This is a genomic window from Flagellimonas pacifica (assembly GCF_900215465.1).
GTDB lineage: Bacteria > Bacteroidota > Bacteroidia > Flavobacteriales > Flavobacteriaceae > Flagellimonas > Flagellimonas pacifica.
This window is the reverse complement of sequence record NZ_OBEH01000002.1, coordinates 207,433-230,810: the sequence shown is the minus strand read 5'-3', so window position 1 is coordinate 230,810 and position 23,378 is coordinate 207,433. Positions and strand designations below refer to the sequence as shown.

21 protein-coding genes are annotated in these 23,378 nt (G+C 45.1%); 16 read left to right on the top strand and 5 right to left on the bottom strand.

Annotated elements, in window-relative coordinates; genetic code table 11:
* The first annotated feature begins 195 nt into the window (after positions 1–195).
* A complete protein-coding gene (locus CRO15_RS06750; protein ID WP_097045053.1) occupies positions 196–1,452 on the top strand; it encodes a tyrosine-type recombinase/integrase in 1,257 nt (418 codons plus the stop codon).
* Between the two features lie 91 nt (positions 1,453–1,543).
* Here CRO15_RS06750 and CRO15_RS19655 read toward each other — a convergent pair whose 3' ends face one another.
* A complete protein-coding gene (locus tag CRO15_RS19655; protein WP_133067220.1) occupies positions 1,544–2,644 on the bottom strand; it encodes a hypothetical protein in 1,101 nt (366 codons plus the stop codon).
* A 1,067-nt stretch (positions 2,645–3,711) separates the two neighbouring features.
* On the opposite strand from CRO15_RS19655, the gene CRO15_RS06740 reads away from it, so the two are divergent.
* Positions 3,712–4,056, top strand: a complete 345-nt coding sequence (locus CRO15_RS06740; RefSeq protein ID WP_097045051.1) for a hypothetical protein — start codon at positions 3,712–3,714, stop codon at positions 4,054–4,056.
* A gap of 18 nt (positions 4,057–4,074) precedes the next feature.
* On the opposite strand, the gene CRO15_RS06735 is transcribed toward CRO15_RS06740, so the two are convergent.
* The 4 genes from CRO15_RS06735 to CRO15_RS06720 all read right to left on the bottom strand — a co-directional run bounded on the left by CRO15_RS06735 (position 4,075) and on the right by CRO15_RS06720 (position 9,744).
* Positions 4,075–8,319 (bottom strand): NACHT domain-containing protein, encoded by a 4,245-nt coding sequence (locus tag CRO15_RS06735; RefSeq protein WP_097045050.1) that lies wholly within the window; start codon positions 8,317–8,319, stop codon positions 4,075–4,077.
* A 23-nt stretch (positions 8,320–8,342) separates the two neighbouring features.
* The gene (locus CRO15_RS06730) at positions 8,343–8,942 is read right to left on the bottom strand and encodes a hypothetical protein (protein ID WP_097045049.1); all 600 of its coding nucleotides are present in this window, start codon (positions 8,940–8,942) and stop codon (positions 8,343–8,345) included.
* A gap of 213 nt (positions 8,943–9,155) precedes the next feature.
* Complete coding sequence (locus CRO15_RS06725) at positions 9,156–9,440, bottom strand: addiction module antidote protein (RefSeq protein ID WP_097045048.1); 285 nt, start codon at positions 9,438–9,440, stop codon at positions 9,156–9,158.
* A 4-nt stretch (positions 9,441–9,444) separates the two neighbouring features.
* A complete protein-coding gene (locus CRO15_RS06720; RefSeq protein ID WP_097045047.1) occupies positions 9,445–9,744 on the bottom strand; it encodes a type II toxin-antitoxin system RelE/ParE family toxin in 300 nt (99 codons plus the stop codon).
* Between the two features lie 273 nt (positions 9,745–10,017).
* Between CRO15_RS06720 and CRO15_RS06715 the strand changes: the two genes are divergently transcribed.
* The 14 genes from CRO15_RS06715 (at position 10,018) to CRO15_RS06640 (ending at position 23,372) form a co-directional block, all read left to right on the top strand.
* Positions 10,018–10,572: a hypothetical protein gene (locus CRO15_RS06715; RefSeq protein WP_133067219.1), complete on the top strand. Its 555-nt coding sequence runs from the start codon at positions 10,018–10,020 to the stop codon at positions 10,570–10,572.
* 110 nt (positions 10,573–10,682) lie between these two features.
* Complete coding sequence (locus CRO15_RS06710) at positions 10,683–11,090, top strand: hypothetical protein (protein ID WP_097045045.1); 408 nt, start codon at positions 10,683–10,685, stop codon at positions 11,088–11,090.
* 658 nt (positions 11,091–11,748) lie between these two features.
* On the top strand, positions 11,749–12,228 hold the full coding sequence (locus CRO15_RS06705; RefSeq protein ID WP_097045044.1) for a single-stranded DNA-binding protein: 480 nt from the start codon (positions 11,749–11,751) through the stop codon (positions 12,226–12,228).
* 77 nt (positions 12,229–12,305) lie between these two features.
* A complete protein-coding gene (locus CRO15_RS06700; RefSeq protein ID WP_097045043.1) occupies positions 12,306–12,509 on the top strand; it encodes a globin family protein in 204 nt (67 codons plus the stop codon).
* A 7-nt stretch (positions 12,510–12,516) separates the two neighbouring features.
* Positions 12,517–12,894 carry a DUF6876 family protein gene (locus CRO15_RS06695; protein ID WP_097045602.1) on the top strand — a complete coding sequence of 126 codons (378 nt, stop codon included), beginning with the start codon at positions 12,517–12,519 and terminating at the stop codon, positions 12,892–12,894.
* Positions 12,895–12,982: 88 nt separating this feature from the next.
* Entirely contained in the window at positions 12,983–13,432 is a 450-nt protein-coding gene (locus CRO15_RS06690; RefSeq protein WP_097045042.1) for a JAB domain-containing protein, read from the top strand.
* A 429-nt stretch (positions 13,433–13,861) separates the two neighbouring features.
* On the top strand, positions 13,862–14,446 hold the full coding sequence (locus CRO15_RS19650; protein ID WP_133067218.1) for a BfmA/BtgA family mobilization protein: 585 nt from the start codon (positions 13,862–13,864) through the stop codon (positions 14,444–14,446).
* A 5-nt stretch (positions 14,447–14,451) separates the two neighbouring features.
* Complete coding sequence (gene mobB / locus CRO15_RS06670) at positions 14,452–15,477, top strand: MobB family relaxase (RefSeq protein ID WP_097045038.1); 1,026 nt, start codon at positions 14,452–14,454, stop codon at positions 15,475–15,477.
* Positions 15,478–15,488: 11 nt separating this feature from the next.
* Positions 15,489–17,117: a type IV secretory system conjugative DNA transfer family protein gene (locus tag CRO15_RS06665; RefSeq protein WP_243396921.1), complete on the top strand. Its 1,629-nt coding sequence runs from the start codon at positions 15,489–15,491 to the stop codon at positions 17,115–17,117.
* Positions 17,118–17,430: 313 nt separating this feature from the next.
* Positions 17,431–18,972 (top strand): ParB/RepB/Spo0J family partition protein, encoded by a 1,542-nt coding sequence (locus CRO15_RS06660; protein ID WP_097045037.1) that lies wholly within the window; start codon positions 17,431–17,433, stop codon positions 18,970–18,972.
* Positions 18,973–19,413: 441 nt separating this feature from the next.
* Positions 19,414–19,890, top strand: coding sequence for a phospholipase D family protein (locus CRO15_RS20040; RefSeq protein ID WP_335341503.1), 477 nt, complete (start codon positions 19,414–19,416; stop codon positions 19,888–19,890).
* A 116-nt stretch (positions 19,891–20,006) separates the two neighbouring features.
* The gene (locus CRO15_RS06650) at positions 20,007–20,879 is read left to right on the top strand and encodes an abortive infection system antitoxin AbiGi family protein (RefSeq protein WP_097045035.1); all 873 of its coding nucleotides are present in this window, start codon (positions 20,007–20,009) and stop codon (positions 20,877–20,879) included.
* Positions 20,880–21,112: 233 nt separating this feature from the next.
* A complete protein-coding gene (locus CRO15_RS06645; protein WP_097045034.1) occupies positions 21,113–21,502 on the top strand; it encodes a hypothetical protein in 390 nt (129 codons plus the stop codon).
* Positions 21,489–23,372, top strand: a complete 1,884-nt coding sequence (locus tag CRO15_RS06640; RefSeq protein ID WP_097045033.1) for a hypothetical protein — start codon at positions 21,489–21,491, stop codon at positions 23,370–23,372. Before CRO15_RS06645 ends, CRO15_RS06640 begins: the two co-directional genes overlap by 14 nt.
* Positions 23,373–23,378 lie beyond the last annotated feature (6 nt).

Genomic DNA, 23,378 nt, shown 5'->3' with positions numbered 1-23,378 from the left:
TCTGCTTAGAAGTAATTCTAAGTGCAACTAGATTAATTCATATTTAATTGAAATACAATTATTTAACTATTTTAAAAACTAAATAAACTGAATTAAACTCGTCTATATTTATCCATTTTCTGGCACATATCTGGCACAAACTACTTTAGGCATACGTTTTAAATTGTTATCTTCACATACTACAAATTACTAACAATGGCCAGAATAAGTCTCCTCCTAGATACAAGAAAACACTCCCAAAACAAAAAGACAGGATTATATCCCGTTGTACTTAGTGTGCATAATAAACAAGGGAAACGTATACGCTTACCATTTCGTACCTCGAAAGCTGGCTGGGATGATAAGAGAATGCAACTGAAAGAAAACCACCCGGACAATTCGGGATTCGATTGTGTTAAAGCGAATCTAGAATTGTATGACAAATATAATTCTGCAAAAAAACTCATCCACGAGTTAGGAACGACTGTACATGATATTCCAGTTAAACTGCTGGTAGAAAACATTAAAAAAGTGTGGAACAAAAAACTCAACACGAACCTCCAGAGGGAATTGACCAATGACATCTCCTTGCAGGAGTGGTCAAACGTAATCATTCAAAGAAAAAATAAGGTGAACAAGCCAGGAACGGCAAAGTGGTATGAACAAGGAGTAACAGCACTAATCAAATTCAATGGTGGAAAGGATTTAACGCTACATGACATTACCGTCACTTTTTTAAAGGAGTTTGAAGTTGAATATCGGTCCAAGGGCATTGCCACCAATACCATCAGTTCCTATTTAAGGGCAATTCGAGCCCTTTACAATAGCGCTATTTCTGAGGAGGTCTTTGTACCAACAAAAAACGCCTTCAAGTTTTATAAGATACCCGCTACTGCCCGGACCAAAAAAAGGGCACTCTCCAAGTCGGACATCGATAGTTTACGAAAACTCAAATATCCTGAAAATACTACCATCTGGCACACCTTAAATTACCTGTTGTTCATGTTCAATTGCAGGGGCATGAACTTGATTGATCTCGCGAAGTTACGCATAAGGGATATTATCCAAAATCGAGTTTTCTATGGACGTAGTAAAACGGATGACCCCCTATCCGTACAACTTACGCCGGAGGCTCTTGAAATATTATCTCACTATACTGCAGGTAAAAAAGAGGACGACTTTGTTTTCCCCATTGGATACAACGGTTCTACCGAAAACTACAAGTATTATATGAAGGATAGGGATTTGGTCAACAAAAAACTTAAAATCATTGGTAAGGATGCCGGAATCAATGCAACGCTTACCACTTATCATATGCGCCATTCCTGGGCTACCATAGCCCGAAATCTTGGCATCTCAACAGATGTTATCAGCGAAGGGCTTGGACATAAATCCTTGAAAACAACTGAAATTTATTTGAAAAGCTTTACTAACGAAGTGCTGGATGAAGCGAATGCCATGGTTGTAGCTTGAATTGGCATATAAAATATTCTTGAAATGTCAGACATTCTTCATTGGTTTTGTATACCGTCAAAAAGTTAATCTCCGCTGGGGTCCGCCCCTTTTAAGTTATTCTTTCATCTGAAACAAAACCTTTTTTATCAAGTTCTTTCTGGAATCTTTCGTTGTGATTGAAAGTATTCAATGTTTTTTCAACTTTTTCAATTAGCTCTTTTGGGGCTTTATTGGCTTTTAAGCTTTCTTGAATATAGCTTAAATACTTTTCCAATTTTAAGTACAGGTCTTTTTTGTAATCGGAATCATTTTTAGAAATCTGCTTGGATAGCTTTTTTAGTTTTTCTATTGTTCTATCCAAAAGGATATTATTAAAATCCTTCTTTCCAGCCATGAGAAACATTTCTGCCTTGACAATGTTAAGAACAACATTATTCAACTTGTTTTTTGAGAAAAGTAAATCAACAATTTCTAGTAATCCCAGATAAATTGAATTGCACTTTACCTTCTCTCTGATATGTGCGCCATTTTTGAACGGAAAATCAGCATAGCCTATATAATCTGAATTAGGGGAATCTAAATATCGCTCATAAATATCTCTTTTATAATTATGCAGTACACTGAATATCACACATTTTGTATTGCTTGTAGTATTAAGCTCAAATATTTTATACTCCATGCTCTGGAATGCGTTAAAAACCAGATGGCCCAATGAATACCTTTCATTGGCGAACAGTATATCGGCCAATTTTGCGAACATCTTTAAGGGCTCGAATGTCGCACCTAACCCGAAAATTACTTCAAAGTGTTTATTTTTAGAATACTCAAGTCCTTTTGGATAAAGTTTAACAATAGACTTACCAGCGAAAGAGATGTAATTGTTAATCAACAGTTCGCATATTTCATCTTCGTTGTATTGAACAGCTTTTTTAAAGAATTTCTCCACATCAAAATTTAATTGCCAGTGCCTGTATTCATCTTTAAAATCATTAAACTCGCTAAAAATTTTGTTGTCTGAATTTTCCAAGACCTCGTATTCAATTGAAAATCTTGTATTGACAATTGTTTTTGAAAATTTCTCGTTCCTCTCTTTAAGTGATAATTCATAGAAGTCAGATAATAGGTCCATGAAATTATGGTAAAGTCCGATGAGGTCAATGTGCTCATCCTTTTCAAGTTGTTCAGAAACACTGTCCTTGAAAAAGGACAAAATTTTTTCATTTATTAATTCAAAGGTGTTGTTGTCAAATTCTTTGATTGACGAAAGACCAATTTCATTTATTAAGTTAATCGGGTCCTTATGGTAGAAGGACGCTTTATCGCCTTTTACCCGTGATAGGAAATTGTTTATTACATAATCTTCCCCGCCGATTTTATCAAATAGTTTGGATATATGTTTCCGATTTTGAGAGTTTCTTAAGAGCTTAATGAAAAAAGGAAATATTGAAAAAAAACTTACTACTGAAAGAACTATTGAAAAGATGAAAAGAAAGTTTGTGTAGGCTATTGGATTGCTTGTTTCTTTGAGAAATGAAATCGTATAAATCAATAATAGTATTGTTGTAACTAATAGGGTCAAGCAGACCTTGGCACTCCTTATCTTGAAAAAATCCAAAAAAGCATAACGGCCAAAGTACTTGTAGAAAATATTGAAAGACAGTATGATAAAAGAAAACGAAATACCAATGAAAATACTTACTATTCGCAAAATTGATTCTAGAATGTAGATTTGACTTTGAATCGTGGGTATTTCTAGTTTTAAACTATAGGGAAAGAGCGTAAAAAGCCCGACTAGAAATATTGCTAACAACATTAAGAAGACCTTGGCATCAAAAAAAATATAGTCCAGGGGTTTTTCTCTCCTAATCTTATGATAGTAGTATTTGTAAAATTGCCATCTAAAAATTTGCCTTAATTTCAATTTATCAATTTTATCAGTTTACACAACGTTCCCGGGTTGAATATCTACGGGCTGATGATTTATTTGATATAAAAGTAGCTGATTCACTGCAAGTAATAAGAACTTAAGTCAAAAGGAAAGGTTGCAATTAGTGACCAAAAGCTTTTATGATAGAGTTATCAATAGTTAAGTTTATAAAACTCCACCCTTTCTAGGACATTGATTTTCTCCATCTCCCGATGGACATCCTTGGCCATATTTCAAAGAAACTACCTGCAGATTTCGAATTAATGGCAATTATTCATTTTTAATGTTAAGTTGAACGTTTCCGGTTTTCATTTGCACTTTCTTATCTTGGTTTGACTAAACTTTAAATCATGGCAGAAGAAAACAACCCTGAAAATGAGGAAAACTCGTCCAACAAGGAATTGGTGGAAGTGTTGAAAGAGTTTCTGAAAGATACCAACCTTGAAAAAATAATTACCTCCTATAACCAAGGCAAAAAAGAGGAATGGGAAGCCAAAAAGACATTCAGTACGGACAATTTATCCTTTTGGCACAAAAGATTCTTCAAGGATTCATTTATAGTGTTTTTGATACTTTTTGCAATTGTTCTCTTAGCTTGGGTCGATAAAATTTCAGAATCAACACTTGGTACGTTATTGGGTTCCGTGATCGGGTATGCCATAGGGAACTCCAGGAGATTCAAGGAAAAAGACTAGGTACTTTTACAATAAGTGCTAAATCTCATATTTGGCTGCATCGATTCTTCCCGCTATTTCAGCAAAGGCCAACGGTTTTGAGCGCATTTTGAAATAGGCATCCCATGCCTCGTTGATGATATCGTGGATGTAATACATATCCAGTCCCGGTTTCTGTGACAATCGGTGCTTGCAATTTTCCAAACCTGAAAGAAATTTTGTGAAATCGTTTTGGTCCGCCTTTTCATAAAAGGATTTCAGGATTTCATATACGGTTCGAATGGGATCGAAGTAATCATTCCCCTTTATTTCTTTTGAAACCGACATCTCTATCAATTCCAATATATCATCAATGGCGCCTGGAGAATAGAACTTGCTAAAATCCACAGTACTAAAAAACCGGTGTTCCTTACGGTCATATCTGTTGCCCTCCTTGAGCCATTCGTTAAAAAACTTTAGGGCCTTCGGGTGCCCTGCCCTGACCAAATGTTTAATAACGGTCAACTCTTCCATCCCCCCCTTGTTTTTCTGAAGTACCTCCATAATCTTCTCAATAACGAAATCTTTCTGGCCCAAATTGATCAAGTGGACAGTAGCATCCCAGTACAGGCTGTTGTCATCCTCAACAGGGGCTTCATTTTCAAGAATTTGCTTCAGCAACTTGACATCCCCCGTGGTTTCGATATAGGACTCCAATAACTTCCAATGGCGATAGCGGTTCAATCCAGTATCTGTCAAATATTCCGCTATCAATGGATATACCTCTTTAAGGCCATGGGACAGGGCAAATTCCGCATGATTGTCAAAAATGATGAGTTCCTCCACACCCTCACGTAGATTTTCAACGATTCTGATTTTGACCTTTTCGGTTCTTACCTGTTCCAATATGTAGTCATATCCCCCCACACCACCTTTTTCCAAATGATAGTCAATCCAGAGCATATCAAAATATGTGGACTCCTGATAGGTGACACCGTACCTTCTACCAAAGAACCATAACATCTCGCAAATAAGATAATTTCTGGATTGGAACTGTTGCAGGGCATTCTTGAAGTCCCCATTTTTCTCATTCTCCAAGCACCACGACTTTATGTTTGCAATATGTTCGGGTCGCTCCACAATATCCTTTTTCGATTGGCTGGTAAGCTCCCCCTTTATTTTGAACAGGCGATACAGGTCATTATCTATATTCCGTTTTACATCGGTAAGGGTAATGGCCCCATCCTGCTCCCGTTTGGTGTCATGGACGATTTCCTGAAACGATGGCAAGAACTTCCTTTGCAAATCCAAATCATTCCAGAATTCCTCTTTGTTATCCTGCATATCGTCCCATCCCAACTCGGCTTTTCCGGCCAAGGCAAAATATTCCCCAGCCAACTTTTTTAATTTGTCTGCATCAAACAACAGATCAAAAGAGCTTTGCTCTTTGGTTTTATGGTATTCCTGCCATTGTTTCCTGATTTCCACATCGATAAAATCTTCTTTCAAGCGATAATCGGTCTCCCCTAAAACCAGTTGTTCAAATCTTTGGGCAAGATCTACATCCACCCTTCCCAGAACATTTCTAAAAACATACAGTTCATTTTCTTCAATGGTTCCGTCTTGAAAGTCCTTTATCAGTATGGGCAAAGTAGCATCAGTAGCCAAATGGGTCAAAAAGTAACGCTTGTTTTCCAACTCAAGTGATGATTCATAGATGTCTTTAAAGGCCTTGTCCACCGTTCCGGTCTTTTTAAAAAATGTAACTACATACTCCTCATTTCTAAAAGTCATTCGCCTATTCTCCAAGGCACTGATCAACCATGTCACGGTATATCCATACAACTCATTTTCAGTAATGTAGTTTTGGGCCATATTGTCAATCAGATTTGTCAAATCTTTCCGCTCCCATCGTAATGTATCCTTGTGCTCAAAAAACACTTGCAGTGCAAACACTTGATTTTTGGGTTTCAGAAGGTTCAATAAGGCCATGATGAAATAGCGCTTTTCCCCAGTAGAGTATTTATCCTTTGTTTGATGCTTCCGCGGTTTTGTTCCTCCCACCAAAGGGGCAATGGACTTTAGGTAGTTCAAATTATCATCCGTATCCGTTTCCACAATCAATTGAAGGAGTGCACTGGTGATACGCTCATGGTCGATGTAGGAAACAGAGGCTACCAACTTGGCAAGATAATCCGCGGAGTTATAGAAACCCTGCTCGTGGATAGTGTGCAAAATTTCAGCCTTAAAATGCATATCCACTTTTTCCAAAGGATCCTGTAAACAACCCAGCAATACCTCCTTGAACTCTTCCTCCATCAATGCAGTGTCCATCTGCGATAGCAGGGACATGGCCGAAATGCGGGTACGTCTATGGTTTTGCTCATCCTTAAGTTCCTCCATCAAGTATCCCCTGTTTACAGTGGAATCCGCAAACCTTACGATTTCCTTGGTTTCTTGGTCGTACTTTCGGAACCATAGGGTCTGTTCCTTACAACGTTTGTTGAAATATCCTTGGAAAACATCTCTTCGGATCGAATCGCTTATCCTGGAGCGATCAGCCTTGAAGAGGACGGTGGCATCGTTGTTCAAAAGCCATTGGACCAGCTTTTGCATCTTTTCCGAGGTGGCGTCCAAAAGATTGAGCAAATAGGAAATAGAATTCAGCCAAGATGGATGGGTCTTGGGTCGGGCATCATCCAAGGCAATGAACTCGATTATTTTATCAGCTTCAAAATTATAAAGGGCCTTGGCCACAAAAAATTCTTGTAGATTACGGTGCTCAAACTCCCAATAATCCTCGTTATAGACCTTCTTTACGAATCCGCAGGTTATGAACATGGTCTTCACTTCTAGCAACAACATATTCAGTTGCTCTCCCGAAATCTTTCGGGTTTGCATAGCCTCCAGTGTAAAAGCTACCTTCTTGCAGGCACGTAGTACTTGCCCTGTATCGAAATCCTGTGTCCTACCTTTGGTTCGTTCATCATCGCGCAGCCGTTTGGCAACGTAACGCTCCATCAACTCTGCCTTGTTGCTGGGTAATTTTTGTTCCTCTTTATAATATTCACCCAAAAGGTTGAGATAGTAGGGGTTTTCAAAAAATTCCTTTTGCGCCTTGGCAATTTCATTGTAATAACTTTTTTCTGCCGGCATTTGGTATTTGATGAAAAGATAATCCAACGCTGGCTGGAAGGCCAGACTGTTCAGGGTACAGCAACGGAAATTGGTGATATCACGAATACTTGATTCATAGATGTTGGTCCGGCAGCTTATGACAAATTTGACCGTACTTTGCAAATCATGGTTTTGGATAAAATTCTCAATCATGGTACGAAACTCTTGTCCATATGAAATCTCATCCAAACCGTCCAGAATTATCAAAAGTTGTGGGATTTCCTTCCAGTCAGGCGGCAAGAAATCCTCAAGGGTGTCTTGTTTTCCAAAATTTTTAACGGACCTGTAAAATGGGACCCACTGGTGTTGCTGCCGCTGTTCCCAAAAATCTATGGCCAGTTCTTGAAGTTCAATGGACTTTCCCATCCCTGGATTGCCCAACAATACCAATCCAGAACAAACCGCATCTTTCAATATATTTTGCAAAACATCCTTTATGCCAAATAGTGCCGCCTCTTTATTAAGAATGTTGAACAAGTGCCTGTCGTCTGTCTCGGGATCTTGGATTAGGGTGACCCCCCTTTGTATATAATTGCTTTCCCTGGTCAGATTGGTAATAAATCTGGATTTCCTACTTCCGGTAGCAATAATAACCTCTTCTTTGGTCTTATATAGAAGGAGTGTTTTGAACCTATCCAGTTCTTTTTCCTCATCAATTTCAAATGACAAGGGTTGTCCGTATACGGCTTCATAGATTTCAGGTTCCAATGCAAAGAGCCTATCGATGCCGTGGGCCTTTTCAAAGAGACATATTTTAAAGGGATACTTATTCCGATTAAAGGTGCGCTCTGATTTTTCTGGATTTCTATGGTTCCCAAAATTGGACCTTGGGCTTATGAATATTGCGATGTCGTTCTTGCTCAGAAAATAGCCAGAGGTTTCCAAATCGTGGAGTTTCGCATAGATATGACCAAAATCCGGGTCGGTCTTGTAATCTTTGCACTCCACATAAATGTTGCGAACCAATAGACCTTCAGAAACCATAAATTGGATATCAAACCCGTCCTGGGTTCCGCTCTTCTGCGGACGCACCTTCAATATGGCGTATCCCAAACGTTCAAAAATCCTAGTAAAGAACAATTTAGCTTGTTCCTCAAAGAATTTTCCGTTGTTGATACCATTTGCCATTCGATTCGCACCACATTGAAAATTTAGTCCTCCTCTTCTCTTGTCATGTAGTCCAAAACCTTGATTCCCCCTACGATGGCCAACCCGTTCCTAACCATTCTCCAAAAGGATTTTTGGTCTTCCGCCTCTTTGAACTTTTTTACCCGCTCCACGGCATTGGCCAACAATCCCCCAATCTGGGTCCATTGTTCCCTAACATTTTTATTGGTGCCGTCCAAAGTGATGTACTGGGTAACCTTGGGCAGGAAACTCCCGACATCGGTGCCTTCCTTTACAAATACAACTACAGGTTTCCCCGACATATAGGCCATTCCTGCCTCGACGTGCACCATTTCGGAAAGCCCGAACAGGGATTTCGAACTATTCGCCATATCCCTCTGCACATATCTTGGTGTCGCCGCTACCACCAAAAAATCTGAAAGGGGAATATTGTTCTTCATCTGTTCCACAATGGGCACAGGAGCTATGGAGTGGCGTCCCACAGTGCCCATGGGCTGGATTCCAAAATGCTGAAGGATTTTTTCCACAAATTCGACAAAAGGCTCATCCTCTTTTCGAAGACTGCAGCTGACAAAGGCCTTTGCTATGGGTTGGGGCTTGTTGATGGATTGGTTTTGGTTCATTTCAGCACCATTATTTGATTACATATTCGAATTGCAAACACTAAGATACTTTTTTACGCCAGCGCATGGTGCAAATGTTAATATCTAATCAAAACTCGTTGTGAAGTGGTTGATTGAGAGCAAAGTACCCGTGCGGTTAAAAAATCAACCTCCGGTATTTTTGGGACCAAGAAAGTCTGTTCAGGTAATATTACTGTAGAGACATGGTAAATTTTATACCGACATGGGGTCAATCCGTACTTGTCCGCCAATCGCCCGCAATACCTTTATGATGGTGGAGAACTGTGGCTTTGCACCATCCGAAAGGGCTTTGTAGAGACTGGTCCTGCTGAGGCCCGTCTCTTCGGATATCTTTGTCATTCCTATGGCCTTAGCCACATGCCCGATGGCGGTAATAACGTCCGAATTGTCCCCCTCTTCAAGAACCGTATTGAGGTATTCCGCAATCATTTCCTTGCTGTCCAAATAGTCCGCTATGTCAAATTTTGTAGTTTCCATGTTTCTATTTCTTTAATCGTTTCCAGATTTCCTTGGCCTTTTTGATGTCCCTTTGTTGGGTCGCCTTGTCGCCACCGACCAACAGCAAAATTATCTTGCCTCCCCTTTCCACAAAGTAAACCCGGTACCCTTTGGCAAAATGTATCCGCAGTTCCTTTATTCCATCCCCGACCGATTTGGTGTCCCCAAAGTGTCCATCGGTCTCGATCCTTTGAATCCTAAAGAGAATCTTTGCCCTGGCCTGTAAATCCTTCAATTTTTTCAGCCATCTATCGAATTCGGTAGTTTTCTCAATAAAGTACATTCAAGTGTATCCATTTGGATACAAAAATACAGGATTCTTGGAGAAAACCATATATGTTTTTGAGTTTTTTTTGTGCAATGAATTGTAGCGTACCATGCTTCCCCAATATATCGGGCAAGGTAAACCCACAAAATCTTTGCTTTCAAATTTATCCGCACAAAAAATCGGTCCCCCTTAAAGGTCTCCCCCAATTTTTCGCTTGAAAATTTGGGACAAAATTTTGTCTTGGGTTTTTGGCTTGCCCAAATATTGTTTCACCAAAAACCTACCCTTATGAAAAAGCCTGAAGTACTGCAACTCGATTTTGGATTTGATGTAATTCCCGTCGTTCCCCAAAAGAATCCCGCGGACACCCATAAAAAGACCGCTGATTTTGTCTTCGATTTTATGGACTGTCTAACCGCACCAACTATCGTTTTTCCTTCAGCGTGGCAGGACACCATCCCCAAAGATCTTCTTTCCCATATTCCCATTGCACGCTTGTTATGCCTTAATAAAGGGGAAATGATGGCCTCCATACCGGAAATGATAGCCTATATGATGCCGCGGACCTTTGAATCGCCCCTGCCATCCGAATGGGTGAACATCTATACCTGGGCAGGTGCGCAATATGCCCATCGCTTTAAGGGCGCAGATCAACAAGAGGTAATGGCCGAAATAGCCCCCAAAGAACTGTCCGAATATGAAAAAGGATTGTTGACCAACCTTAGAAGATGGATTTACGAAAAGCGGCGCAAAGCGTTAAAGCATCGTATGAAAAGTGAATCACAATCACAGCCAAAAGCTAAAGCACCAATGCAGACAGGTCTTTTTGGGGATGGGCCATAATCCTGTCCCATTTGCGTCCGTACCACTAGTGTTTCCAAAATATTGGGCATCAACTTAGACATCTTGCAACTTGTGTAAAATGTTTACATTGTAATGTCCAACATATTTGTATGTTACAAAATACATATCGCCTTGGCGACAAAGACCTTGATTCCAAACTATTTATCGACATCGGTAACGCTCCTGGGGTATATAGGCTCTTCTGCATGGATAAGGGTATGGTAAAGCCTGTACCAAGGGTTTTGGGCGTGGATGTCGAAGGTAGGCTCTACATTGGTAAAGGTGATAATTTGAGAAAAAGGGTGCTACAACTGAGGTCGCGCATATTCCATTCCAGGACCAAGCACTCCGGTGGCAGCCGGTACAATTCCAATGAAAAATTGAACATGGCCTTCCCAAGGGAACAGTTGTACATTCAACTGTACACCATCAATAGTCCGAAACTGGAAGAAGAAAGGTTGCTTTTTGAATATATCAAGTTATTCGGGGAACTCCCACCGCTGAACCGGAAGCGATAGCGGTTTAACTTTTCCAGGCCCAAAAAAGATTCTTTTTATCCCGCTGGTTATAACTGCCAAATTACTTTGCGATTTCGCTGTCATATCCATTGCGACCATCTCATATTAAAAGAGTTTCCAATCGGAAGGGCACACCCCCGGTTTTCTTTACGTCATTCCCGGCAAGGGCTACTTCGGCCCTGCTCGGTAACTCCTAAAAACCGTGGCCCTTGCCCCAATCATTTTAAGGGGTTTCTAATGCATGAAGCCGTTGGCTGTTTTTCGGGGCATCGAAAAACAGGCATGGTATAACCAATTCCAATCCAAACCCTGTATTGCCACGGTCGCTTGACTTCCCGTCCGCTTCCCTTGCAAAGGGGTTTGGAGGAATTCCTAATACCATTGTGGAACTTGTCAAGACCGGAGACGGGTTTTGTCCACAAATAAGGTCTCCACTTCCTTGTTTTTAGCCCTTCGGTAAAAACGGCGTCGCGGACGTCCTCCTGATTTCTGTCCAAAAGTCTTGACAAAACCCACTTCATCCATTGTGCTGCGCACGGAAGAAATCAAACAAACACCCCTTAAAATGGACCGAAAAAACAAAGAAAAAGGTCCACAAAACAAGGGAATTTATTAACCCTGTCCACATAAAAAAGTGGACAATTAAAATCATTTCATCATGAGCAGTTTTAGAAACCATGTACAGTTGATCGGGAACATCGGGGGCGAGATCACCGTACCCGAATTGGAAAGTGGAAAGAAGTTGGTGCGCTTTTCATTGGCCACCAATGAGTATTACCGAAACGCCAAAGGGCAGAAAGTCGAAAGCACGGACTGGCACAACATCGTGGCCTGGGGCAAGACGGCTGAGATCATCGAGAAGTATGCTTCCAAGGGGAGCGAAATCGGGGTCATCGGGAAACTCCGTTCCCGTTCCTACGAGGACAAGGACGGCAGCCAACGCTATGTAACGGAAGTGGTGGCGGATGAAGTCCTTTTGTTGGGGAGCAAGCCCAACGGCAATGCCCAACCGAAAGCAGCTAGCCCAAAGTCCAACGATACAAGCGGACAAAAAGATGCAGACACCACCAAGAATGGTGGCAAGTCAAACGACAAGGATTCCACAACGGAAAACGGTAAAGACGATACCAAAAAATAGGGGTTCGGATTTGGACGAGGGGTGTCCTGCAAAGGGCATCCCCTGTTTATCCCAAGTACCACAAAAAGCACGGACACATGAATGCAACAAAATTCAAACGGCAAGCGGAAACCCTTATGGGTGGACTGCAGCACCTTATCAAGAATATACCCCAAAAGGGAAATACCTATGCGGAATGTCAACTCACGGCCCTTTTGGTGGAACTGAAGCGATTGAACCATGCGGTCAATGGGGTCACGGATGAAGATTTTATCGAGGACAATGACCCTAAAACCCAATAGCAATACTATGGAAACAGCCATGACCATTAATCAGAATTTACAGCATTTCCACGGCTCGGAAGTCCTGTACCATATTCCGCTCATCCGTACCCATTATACCGAGGGCATCCACTATCTGGCACAGGCGGCGGACTGCTTTTGGCTGGTAACGGACACTTCGGTCATTGCCCGTAGCCTGATGGGAAAGAGCCGTTTCATCACCGTGGATTTCAGGATGCACGATGAAACGGAAAGGGAGAGAACGGGCTATGCCGCTTCCATCACCTACGGCGATGGCAACGGGCTGGTCTTTGAAACTCAGGGCTACCACTTGACGGATTTTCCCTTGGAAAAAATCCGCCTCTACTTTATCAATGGCACCTTGTTATTGCCATCGGAATACTAGCATGGTCGAGGGGGTGCTACGTTGGACCGGAACACCCCCTCTATCATCATTTTTAACAAATCACATTACATCATTAGCATTAAAAACAATGACAACGAAAGTTAACGAAATAAAAGTAAGCTACAAAGAGCGGATAGCCGCTTCCTTTTGGCAAAAGATAAGCCGCTCCCGAGATGCTGCGGAAGTACTTTTCGAACATTGGGACAAGGACACCATCGGATTGCAGGAAGCCTTTAAGGTTCTTTTGCTCAACAACAGCAACAAGGTCAAGGGCATCTATCAACTCTCCACAGGGGGCATCACGGGTACGATGGTGGATGTGCGGTTGCTCGTTGGGGTGGCACTCAAGACCGCATCCGTCGCCTGTATCATTTGCCATTCGCACCCATCGGGGAAGTTGGAACCCAGTCAGCCCGATAGGGATCTTACCGACAAGATAAAGAAAGCGGGCGAGCTGTTGGACATCAAGGTGCTCGACCACATCATCCTAGTGCCCAATGGCGACTATTACAGCTTTGCCGATAATGGTTTGATTTGACAGACCGGAACTCAATTACCGATTTTGGAAACGGGACATTTTGAATGTTCCGCTTTTTTATGCCCATTATTTCCGTTGCACAAAATCCATGGTTTTCAAAAAAAGATTGAACATTTCGTAAATCTTCATGGCCTGCCGTCTTAAAGTCCAAAAATCCCTTTTTCATCATGGACAACCAATCTAATTTCAAAGTAGGCTGTGAAAATTTCGGTCCCGCTTTGCGGGACGAAAATGGAATAGCAAGAGGGCAACGCGGGTACCCCACGTTGCGAGTTTGCGCTTCTTTTTAAACCACTGTTCCACAGCGGTTTAAATCCGAAGGAGTCAGTGTAAAAGCCTTCGGGAAACCAAGGTCTTTGCGGCAAATGGGCCCACAGCCCCCGGAAACAGGCCCGGATTTGCGGCAAAAGAGATTTTTAACGATCAGGAATGGAACCCAAGACCAGTACGTTCAGCAATATCAGGTTCAAGAAGCCCGTCACGGTGCGCTTCCAGACCTTTTCGCGCATGTACTTCAAGACCCATTCGGAGGCGATGGCCGGGATGCTGGACTTTTTCAAGTACAACGAGCTCTCCCCGCACGACCGCTTGGGTCGACGGATGGGATTGGTCATCGATTACCTCAAGGAGCTCAAGACCTTCTTCAACAAGCGCAACAACGCCACCATTGCCATCATTCGGGACATGGAAAAGCACGGGGTGCTGCCCACCAAGGCCATGATGGAACTGCTCTTTGACGGCGGGCCAAAGGCCCAAAGCAATGAAGCGGAAGAACAAGAGGATTTCAAGTTCCCCGAACTGGACCAAGTGGATTTTGATGCGGAGTTCCAACTCATCGACGAGCGCAAACTGCGCCGCGATGCGGAACGGGAACTGGCCAAGGCCCAAGAGCGTTTTGGCGACTTGGTCCTGAAAAAAATCAAGGTAGTACGGCCCGGTCTGGGCAGACCCAAACTGCAATTGGAGATTTCCCTGGAGGAATACGAAGCACTGAAACAACACTATAAAACTTAAGTACTATGTACATCACCATTACCCGCCAACACATGGGCAATACCTTCTCCCAGAGCTCGGCCGATTTTGTGGCCTACCTCGAAAAGGAGAACGAGGGAAAGCACCACGAACTGCGGGAACCCTTTTTTGACCAGTTCAATGACCGCGTGGATGCCAAGACCTTAGTCCAGGAAATCGATGCCAATACGGACCGGCTCAAAAGGACCGAGCCCAAGTTCTATTCCATCACCATCAACCCCAGCCAAAAAGAGCTGCGGGCGATGAACAACGACCCCGCCCTTTTGCGGCACTATGTGCGGGAGGTGATGAAGGACTATGCGGCCTCCTTCAACCGTGAAAAACCTGTGACCGTGGACCGGATAAAGTACTATGCCAAGATAGAGCACCAACGGCTCTACAAGGGGCGTGACCGCGAGATCCAGGAGAACCGGAAGTATAAAGCAGAAATCGCAAAGCTCCAAAACGATATCCGAAAGGTGGAACGGGGCGAATCGCAGGGCGATAGCCAAAAAATGCAACGGCGGATTGAGCGGTTTTTCGAAAAAATGCCCCATAAAATCGATGGCAAACCCATCGAGGAAGGGATGAAAAAGCCGGGCCATCAGATGCACGTCCACATCGTGATGAGCCGTAAGGACGTCACCAACCGGCACAGCCTGTCCCCGGGCAGTAGCTATAAGGCATCCGAGGCGGATTTGAACGGCAAGCCCGAAAAACGGGGCTTTCGCCGGGACGAGTTCTTTGAAAAGGCCGAAAAGACCTTTGACCGCACCTTTGGCCACCAACGCAACTATGTGGAAAGCTACAAGGGCCGGAACCTCTTGGACAAGGATCCCAAGGCTTTTTTTGCACAGCTCATAAAACTGCCCACCAACGAGCGGGCCGCTGCCCTGAAGATCTTGGGCAAGGCCGGGGCCAAGGTGCCCCTGCACAATATCCCCAAGAGCAAGGTGGAGCTGGCCAAAAAGACCCTGGAGCAGCTCAAAAAGGGCATCGACATCGCCCAAAAATCCAGTTCCATCGGAGTCTAAAATCCTTGCCCATGATACTTCTTTCTACATTACCTTTTGATCTTCCGGACCTGCGGGGCCAAGGGTGGGCCTATCCGCTCTTGTTCCTCTCCATAGTGGTGCTGCATTTTCGGTTCTGCTACACCTTTGGATTATTGGCGCTGCTCTTTCTGGCGATATGGGGCCATTTGGCCGTAAGGTTCCCCTGGCATCTCTCATCGCATATCCTGCTCTGGGCCGTATTGCCCGCCCAGTTCCTGAACGGGCTGGGACTGTTGTTAGTGGCCACCTATGGGGAGCGGGAAGGTGTCGATGCCAAATACCGGGCCCGGTTGCGCCACCGAAACGGTATGTTGACGCTCAGGAACATCCGCCGTGGGGTCTCCATCATCGGCTCAGCCGGGAGCGGGAAGACGGAATCCGTGGTGCGTGCGTTGCTGAAGCATTTCCACCGGCATGGCTTTGCCGGGGTGATCCACGACTACAAGCACTTTGAGATCACCGAACTGGCCTGGCCGCTGTTCCAAAAAGAGGGCCTACCGCTGCACATCGTCTCCTTTGATACCATCTACAAGCGCGTCAATCCCATTGCACCCCGCTACCTGCCCGATGAGGAATCCGTGAACGAGGTGGCCCGCGTCCTTATCGAGAATTTACTGGAACAACGGGACAGCCAGGCCCAGGGTTCCACCAAGTTCTTCAACGATGCGGTGGAAGGGCTCTTGGGCGGGATGATCTGGATGCTGCGCACCCATTATGAACGCTGTTGCACCCTGCCCCACCTGATCGCGGTCTACCAGTTCCTCAGCCCCAAACGCCTTATCCAATGGCTCAGTACCGACCTGACGGCCAAGGCCATGGCCGATGCCTTTATCGCCGGAAAGGAATCCGAACGGCAGACCGCCGGGGTGCTCAGTACCCTGGCCAATGCCCTGAAGAAGATCAGCACCCAGCGCATCTTCATGGCCCTCTCCGCCGACGAATTGGACTTGGACATCAACAACCCCGACCATCCCTCAGTAGTGGCCATCGTCAACCATCCCAAATACGACATTGCCTACTCGCCCATCATCGCGACCCTGCTCCATACCATCACCAAACAGATGGCGGTTCGGGGACGGCACCATTCCTTTATGCTGGTAGAGGAGGCCCCCACCATCCGCCTGCTCAACATGCACCGCATCCCGGCCACCCTTCGGAGCTATGACATCAGTACGGTCTATGTGATGCAGGACAAGAACCAGAACGACATGATGTACGGCGACAAGGCCAGTCGTGCGATATTGGCCAACCTCTCCTACCAGTTTTTCGGTAAGGTGAACGACCCGGGCACCGCGATGTATTTTGAGGCCTTTTTTGAAATGGTCAAAAAGCCCATCCAGTCCGTGAGCAAGGGTGTCGACCCCTTCCGTTCGGACACCCGCATCACCAAATCCGAAAAGGAGGTCAGCAAGGTAAGCTCGGATGCCTTCTTCCGTTTGAAACAGGGCGAGTTCTTTGCCTTTTCCGATGGGAAGTCCCGCCGTATCCGCTTTCCGGTACCCCGTCCGGAGCGGGGCCTGCCCCAGCCCAAATATGCCCCCGATGACCCGGAGATTGCCCGCAACTTTGAGCGTATCCACAAAGAGGCCCAGGCCCTTTTCAAAAGTGGCCAAAGCTGACGTTTTAATGTCCAGGGGATGCTACGGGTTTTGTTGATGGATTTCCAAAAACGGTAAAATGATGGAATGAAAGCCTGTGGCGGCCATCAAGGGCCCTGTCCCTTTGGGCGCAAAGCTGGGAAACCTTTCGGAAACGCTGCCAGGGGCAGTTCTTTTATTACATACAGGAAAGACAATACCTCCCGTCTTTCATTACCCCATCCATGTGGGCTTATTCCGAAGGACGGTTTCCTTTTTCCATGCGCTGAAAGGGGCCAGCGCCATCCCGTGATGGGCACCCCAAAAAACAAGTTTCATTTAAAATTTTTCTGTTATGGAAACACAAACAAAAGCCCGGTTGCGAACCTTGCCCCTGCAGGACATCGCCATCGGCACGTCGAACCCCCGAAAGGTCTTTGCTACCGAAGCCCTGAAGGAACTCACCCAGAGCATCCTGGAAAAGGGCATCCTGCAACCGCTGTTGGTAAGGCCCTTTGAAGAAGGGTACCAACTCGTCTGTGGGGAACGCCGACTGAAGGCGGCGACCCTGGCGAAACTGACCGAGGTACCGGTACAAATCCGTGAGCTGTCGGACGAAGAGGTGCTGGAGGTACAGCTTATCGAAAACCTCGAACGGGAGGACGTCCATCCGCTCCATGAGGCGGAGACGCTCCAACAGATGTTGGAAACCGAAAGGTACACACTGGCGGACCTAGCCTCCAAACTGGCAAAGTCCGAGACCTTTATCATCCAACGCTTGAGCCTGAATCAGCTCATAAAAGCATGGAAGGATGCTTTTCTGAAGGACCATATCAACCTGGCCAAGGCACTGATCGTTGCACGGCTCACCAAGGACGGTCAAAAGGAACTGGCCGAAAATGCCATGGACCATGTGGGCGGCATAAAATCCAAGGCGGCCCTGGAGCGTTTTATCGACCGGCAGATAAGCCGCAAACTGGAACAGGCCTCTTTTGATGTCTGCAATGAAAACCTGGTCAAAAAAGCAGGACCGTGCACCAGCTGCAGCAAACGTTCGGGGGCCAATGAACGGCTCTTCCCCGACATTGAGGCCGATGACCAGTGCTTTGACAAGGTCTGTTACGAATTGAAGGTGCAGGCCCAACTGATGGCACGGGCCAAGGAAATCATCAACGGTGCGGAGCCCGTACATTTCATCTACAGCCCCTATGCGGATGAGCTGCCCAAGGGTTTGGTGAAACTGCTCGAAAAGCACAACATCAAACTTTTGGAACAGTACGAGGATTTCGAACTTAATGGCAATGATGACCAAGCCAAGAAGGGCCTATGGCTCAACGGTTCCGGTAAGGGCCACCCGGAAAAAATCTACCTGCCCCAAAGGTCCAAGGGTACCATGCAGGAACTCTCCCCGAAAGAGCAGATTGTCCGAATCGAGGAACGGGCATCGAGGGCCTTGGAGCTGGATGCCGAAAAGGTGCATAAGCGTATCATTGAAGCACTTGCAGAAACCCAGGAACTGCACCAATTGGACAAGCTTTCCATACAACCCGTGGACAACTTATTGCTACGGCTCTGGCTCTGGAACACGGCTCCCTGGGAGGTACAGGAAACCTTGGGCAAGGCCTTTAAATGGAGTTCTGGCGTGGCCAACAAGACCATGCTCCAACGTATGGAAAAGCTGACCGAAGCACAGGTGGCCCATATGGTAAGGCTTACCACCTTTGCCAAATGGAAGCACAGCTTACCGACTTTCATCGAGGGCATAGCCCTTCGAAAACTGGCCGAAACGGTTCCCTCGGTTCCGATCGAGGACATTGAAAAGGAACAGCGACAGGTGGCCCGAAAGCGCATTAAGCGCACCAAGGAGCGCATCCAAAAGCTCAAGGAGCAATGTTAGGTTTTACAAAAGGCCCTCGGCAACGGGGGCTTTTCAACAACAAGGTGCCGTTTATGAACAAAACCGGAAAAAATTTGCCGATAATTTATAAATGACGGTCAAAAAACGGTTGGCGGGCCTTTGGAAACGCCCTAATTTTAATGGGGAACACAAAATCGAAATGTTATGTATGTCAACAACGCACAGTGTGATGTCTATATCGGAAAAGGGGCCGGTAAAAAGCTTATGGAGGAGTTGACCGCAGCTAGGGAATCAGTACGCATCGTATCCCCGTTCATTTCCAAACTGTTGATTACCCGTCTTAAGGAACTAAGACAAAAAGGGGTGGCCGTGGAACTGGTCACGGTCGAAGGTGGCCAGGGCAAGGAACTTAGTGAAGTCTATCACATTCTTGACCAGCACGTCCATATCGATGGTAAGGCCCGGAACCGGCGCAAATTGTTGCGGAAGGCACTCTGTGCATGCTGGGTACTGGCAGCCTTGGGTATGCTTTTGGGCGGGTACTTATTGGTGAATCAAAAGGTCGTGCCCATGGCGTATCTTTTGGTGGCAATGCCCGTTTTGGCAGTAATGCTCTATCTGATTCATAGGGGCTTCCGGAACATCCGTATTTACTCCTATTCCTATTCGCCCCCGTTCCCCTTAAGGATGATCAGCCGTGAAGATGACCAAGGATATCTGTTCAACTACCTCCACAGCAAGATCTACATCATTGATGACCGAATCGCCTATTTGGGCTCACTCAACTTTACCCATAGCGGTACGAAGTACAACCATGAGACCCGGGTACGGCTGACCGACAAGGAGTCCGTGGCCAAGATCTTGGAGGAGTTCCGACACCTAATGGACGAGGCCCCATTTCCTGAATCGGATTTTAGTGCCCTGGCGAAACGTTACTTTAGGGAGCCCTTCAACTAATAGAAGTACCAAAAAGCTTTAGTTCCTTAAATCGGCCAAGAATGCTATCTTGAACTGGACTTGGCATGGAAATTCCAAATACGTGTCGAATCAAAGCACCCTAAATTCAAGGAACAATGAAACAAGTGGACACGCTGCTGCATTTCACCAACAATTTTGAGATCCTCAAAAAAATTCTGAAAGAGGGGTTCAAAGCTTCCTACGCCATGGAGTCCTTGGGGCGAAGAAGAATTTTGGTCCCCATGGTGTCCTTCAGTAATCTCTTGTTCAGGGATATCGGGGAGCATGAGGTGGTCAACTATGGGCACTATGGTATAGGGATACGTCGGGAGGACGCTTTGAAACTGGACATCAACCCGGTGATATACCTTTATGAAAATAGCCAGATCGACAGGGCAATACAGACGCTTGTGGATTTGACCATCATTCCACAGTTACTGGAGGACCTAAAGGCCTTTACTCAAATTGAGGGTTTCACGAAAATAACCGATCAGATAACGTTCAATCCCTTATTGGATGAAGTGAGGGAACTGGTGAATTCCATCGACAGTACGACCAGTGACCAACTGATTTCGGCCATTGCCAAGTATAGCAGAAAGGCACATGAAAATGTCTATCACCAAATACTGTTGTCAAAACCGTACAGGGTGAAAAATAAAAATGGCGATGTACGGATTGCCTACAACGAAAGGGAATGGCGGAAGGGATTTGCCCACTTGGGATTTATCTTTGAGAAAAATTTCAAAGGACTGGAAAATGCGGACTTCCAGAAATGGACCGGCACTCCAAAACCCCATTTCAACCAACCGGAGAACATCCTAAGCGTATCCATTGAGCAGATTTCGCATATTGTCCTGGCCCATGAAAATGAAATTCCCCAAATGCGGACCTATCTGCAGCAATTGTTCCCCCAAGAACAGGTCCAAAAACTGGAAGCTTCTGGCAAGCTCAAGATCAAAACCTTGGTAAAGCATCAATTCGAAGAATGAATCCAAGTCAATGCAATACTCTTTAAAATGGATTTCGCTTAGGGGATGATAACTTGGTCCAAAGATTAGTAATCTTTCCCTTTTGTCCGTATATTGAGTTGGGTATAGTTTTGTTCCCATGGTCAAAAGTATTGGAAGGCATGTATAAGTCAATGTTTTTTAGAGATTAAGTCTAATCCCTTACTGACAATTCAAGACCGTGTAAATGAGAAGAAACCAAACCATAAAGTCAAATGGATGAAATTGGATTGTATGCGACCATAATCATCTCCATTTTGGGAGTGGCCTACCCCATCATCCTCCAGGTCATCGCCAAATTGGACGATTCCTATAATTCGGTACGGGTTGTTGTACTGTTCGAAAGTGAACCACGGAGAAGATGGTTCCGTATCCAATTGCCTGCCAGTTTGATAGCGCTCTTTCTTTGGACCCTCAAACTGCCCCCATTGCCCCCGTTCGATGACTTGGGATTCCTTGTCGATAATTCCGGTGCCATTTTGGTCATACTGATGACCTTGGCCTTGGTGGTGTCCTTTATTCTATTGGTCAACAGGATCTTTGTCTATTATGTACCGTCCAGATTGGCCTCCTATTTAATGCGACAGCACCGTGAAAGAAACTGATCTTGTTTATTTTGAAACCTTGACCGATATTTTCCTGAATGGCATCAAAAGGAAAAACTATCCCTTGGTGCGCAGCATCGCGAACTTCTTTTACGACGAGTTTAAAAAAAAGCGCGAGGAGACCATTGGCGATTATGTGGTCTATCCCAATGCCTATTACGAAATGGTCTACAAGGCCGTGGAAGTGCTCAGTCAACAAGTGGACTTTTCCACCAAGTATCTGGAGACACGCACAGGGGGAAGTATCTGGCTTTTGGGCGAGTTTTCCAAGTCCAAGGTCTCTGAACAGACCTATAACTGGATATGGCGGAACCTGTACCTAGCCTTGACGCTCAACAATGAGGATATGGTTTTCTATCATTGGGAAAGGGCACATCAATATGTCCGGTTCTCCTTTGAGATACCGGAAAGGGAATATGAACGCCAGGGTACGGAAGTCATCGTGACCAACCGGGAAGCCGTGGATGCGGCTACCAAAGACCGTGAAAAATTCATTGAGTTTCATTATGCCCTGGGTGGAATGTTGCTCTATTTCAAGAAATATGCCCTTATCGATAAACTTTTCAAGCACACTACAAGCCAACCCCCGGATTATCCATTGTTACCCTTGAGTATGGGCCAGATATTCTCATTTTACAATGAGGTCAGGGACCCTAGGGACATTAAGTATGAATGGATTTCGGGCAAGTATCCCTTTCCCGGCCTTAGCGGAATGCAATCGGATGGGGAAATCAAAAAATGGATAAGCTCCTACATGGCGGTACTCTTTCTCAGACAGTATAGGATACACCCGCACCTGGTCACCATGCGCCCTTTGGACTTTCCCCAACTGCCCGAGGACCAACAGGCCATCAGAAGCTGGGTCGAGGGCATCCCCATGTTCCGGAGTTTGGTGGAAGAGCACCTTGACAACCCAGAACTGTTGAAGGCCCTTGGGTTGGATTTCATCACCAGGGAATGGGCCTCGGGTAATGGGAAGACCTATCCCATTGATTTTCTGAACGAGCTGGAGGAACGATTGCAGAATGCATACGAGCTAAACGCGATTGAGCTGCAGGTCGATGAGCAAAAAGTGGCCCAATTTTATCACCGGACCTCCGAAATTGTGAATGCCAATCTTGGGCTCTTTGAAAGACTTATCCAAGATAAAAAGCACAGTGGGAAATTGGACAATTGGTTCATCACGGGAGGCACCATGGTTTTTCCCAAGGATGCCTACGGCAATGCACCCCAGGCCCATTATATGGATTATGATACGTTTTTGGGAAACCGCGTCGGGGACAACATCAAACAGGGTTTTGCCCAAACCCTTATGCTCAAAAAGGACCGCACCTATGTATTGGAACGGAAAGATCTTTTCAAGGGTGTCGAGGCCTTAGGAATCGATAAGGACCATGTTATCGTGGCCCTGGGACTAGACTTGGAAAGGCTTAAGGCGGACTTTGACCTAAAAGGCTTGGAATCCAACAATTTCAAGGAAATCCCCATAATTTCATTGCCGCGTCTGCCAAGGATACGGGATGCGCTGTTCATTTTTAGAAAGGAATGCCTACCCAATGTGGAATTTCAAGAACTTGAACCTTCTGTGATGGAAACCTATGACCCCCAATTGATTGATGAAAATCTCCAACTGTATGCAAAAGTCTTGGATTTCCATAGGTCCTCGCCGCAGGTACTTGAGAAATTCCTTGACGGAAAATCCGAGGACGAACTCCGTAGATCAGTTTTGCTCTGCGCCTTTATCCATTGGAAAATAAGTTGGCCCAGCACCATGGAAATGGTACATTTTCGCATATATTCCCAATATCGGGAAGAAGGACTGCCCAATACCATCAAAGACATTGCTCCATTCAAGTCCCCTGGTGCCTGATAGTTG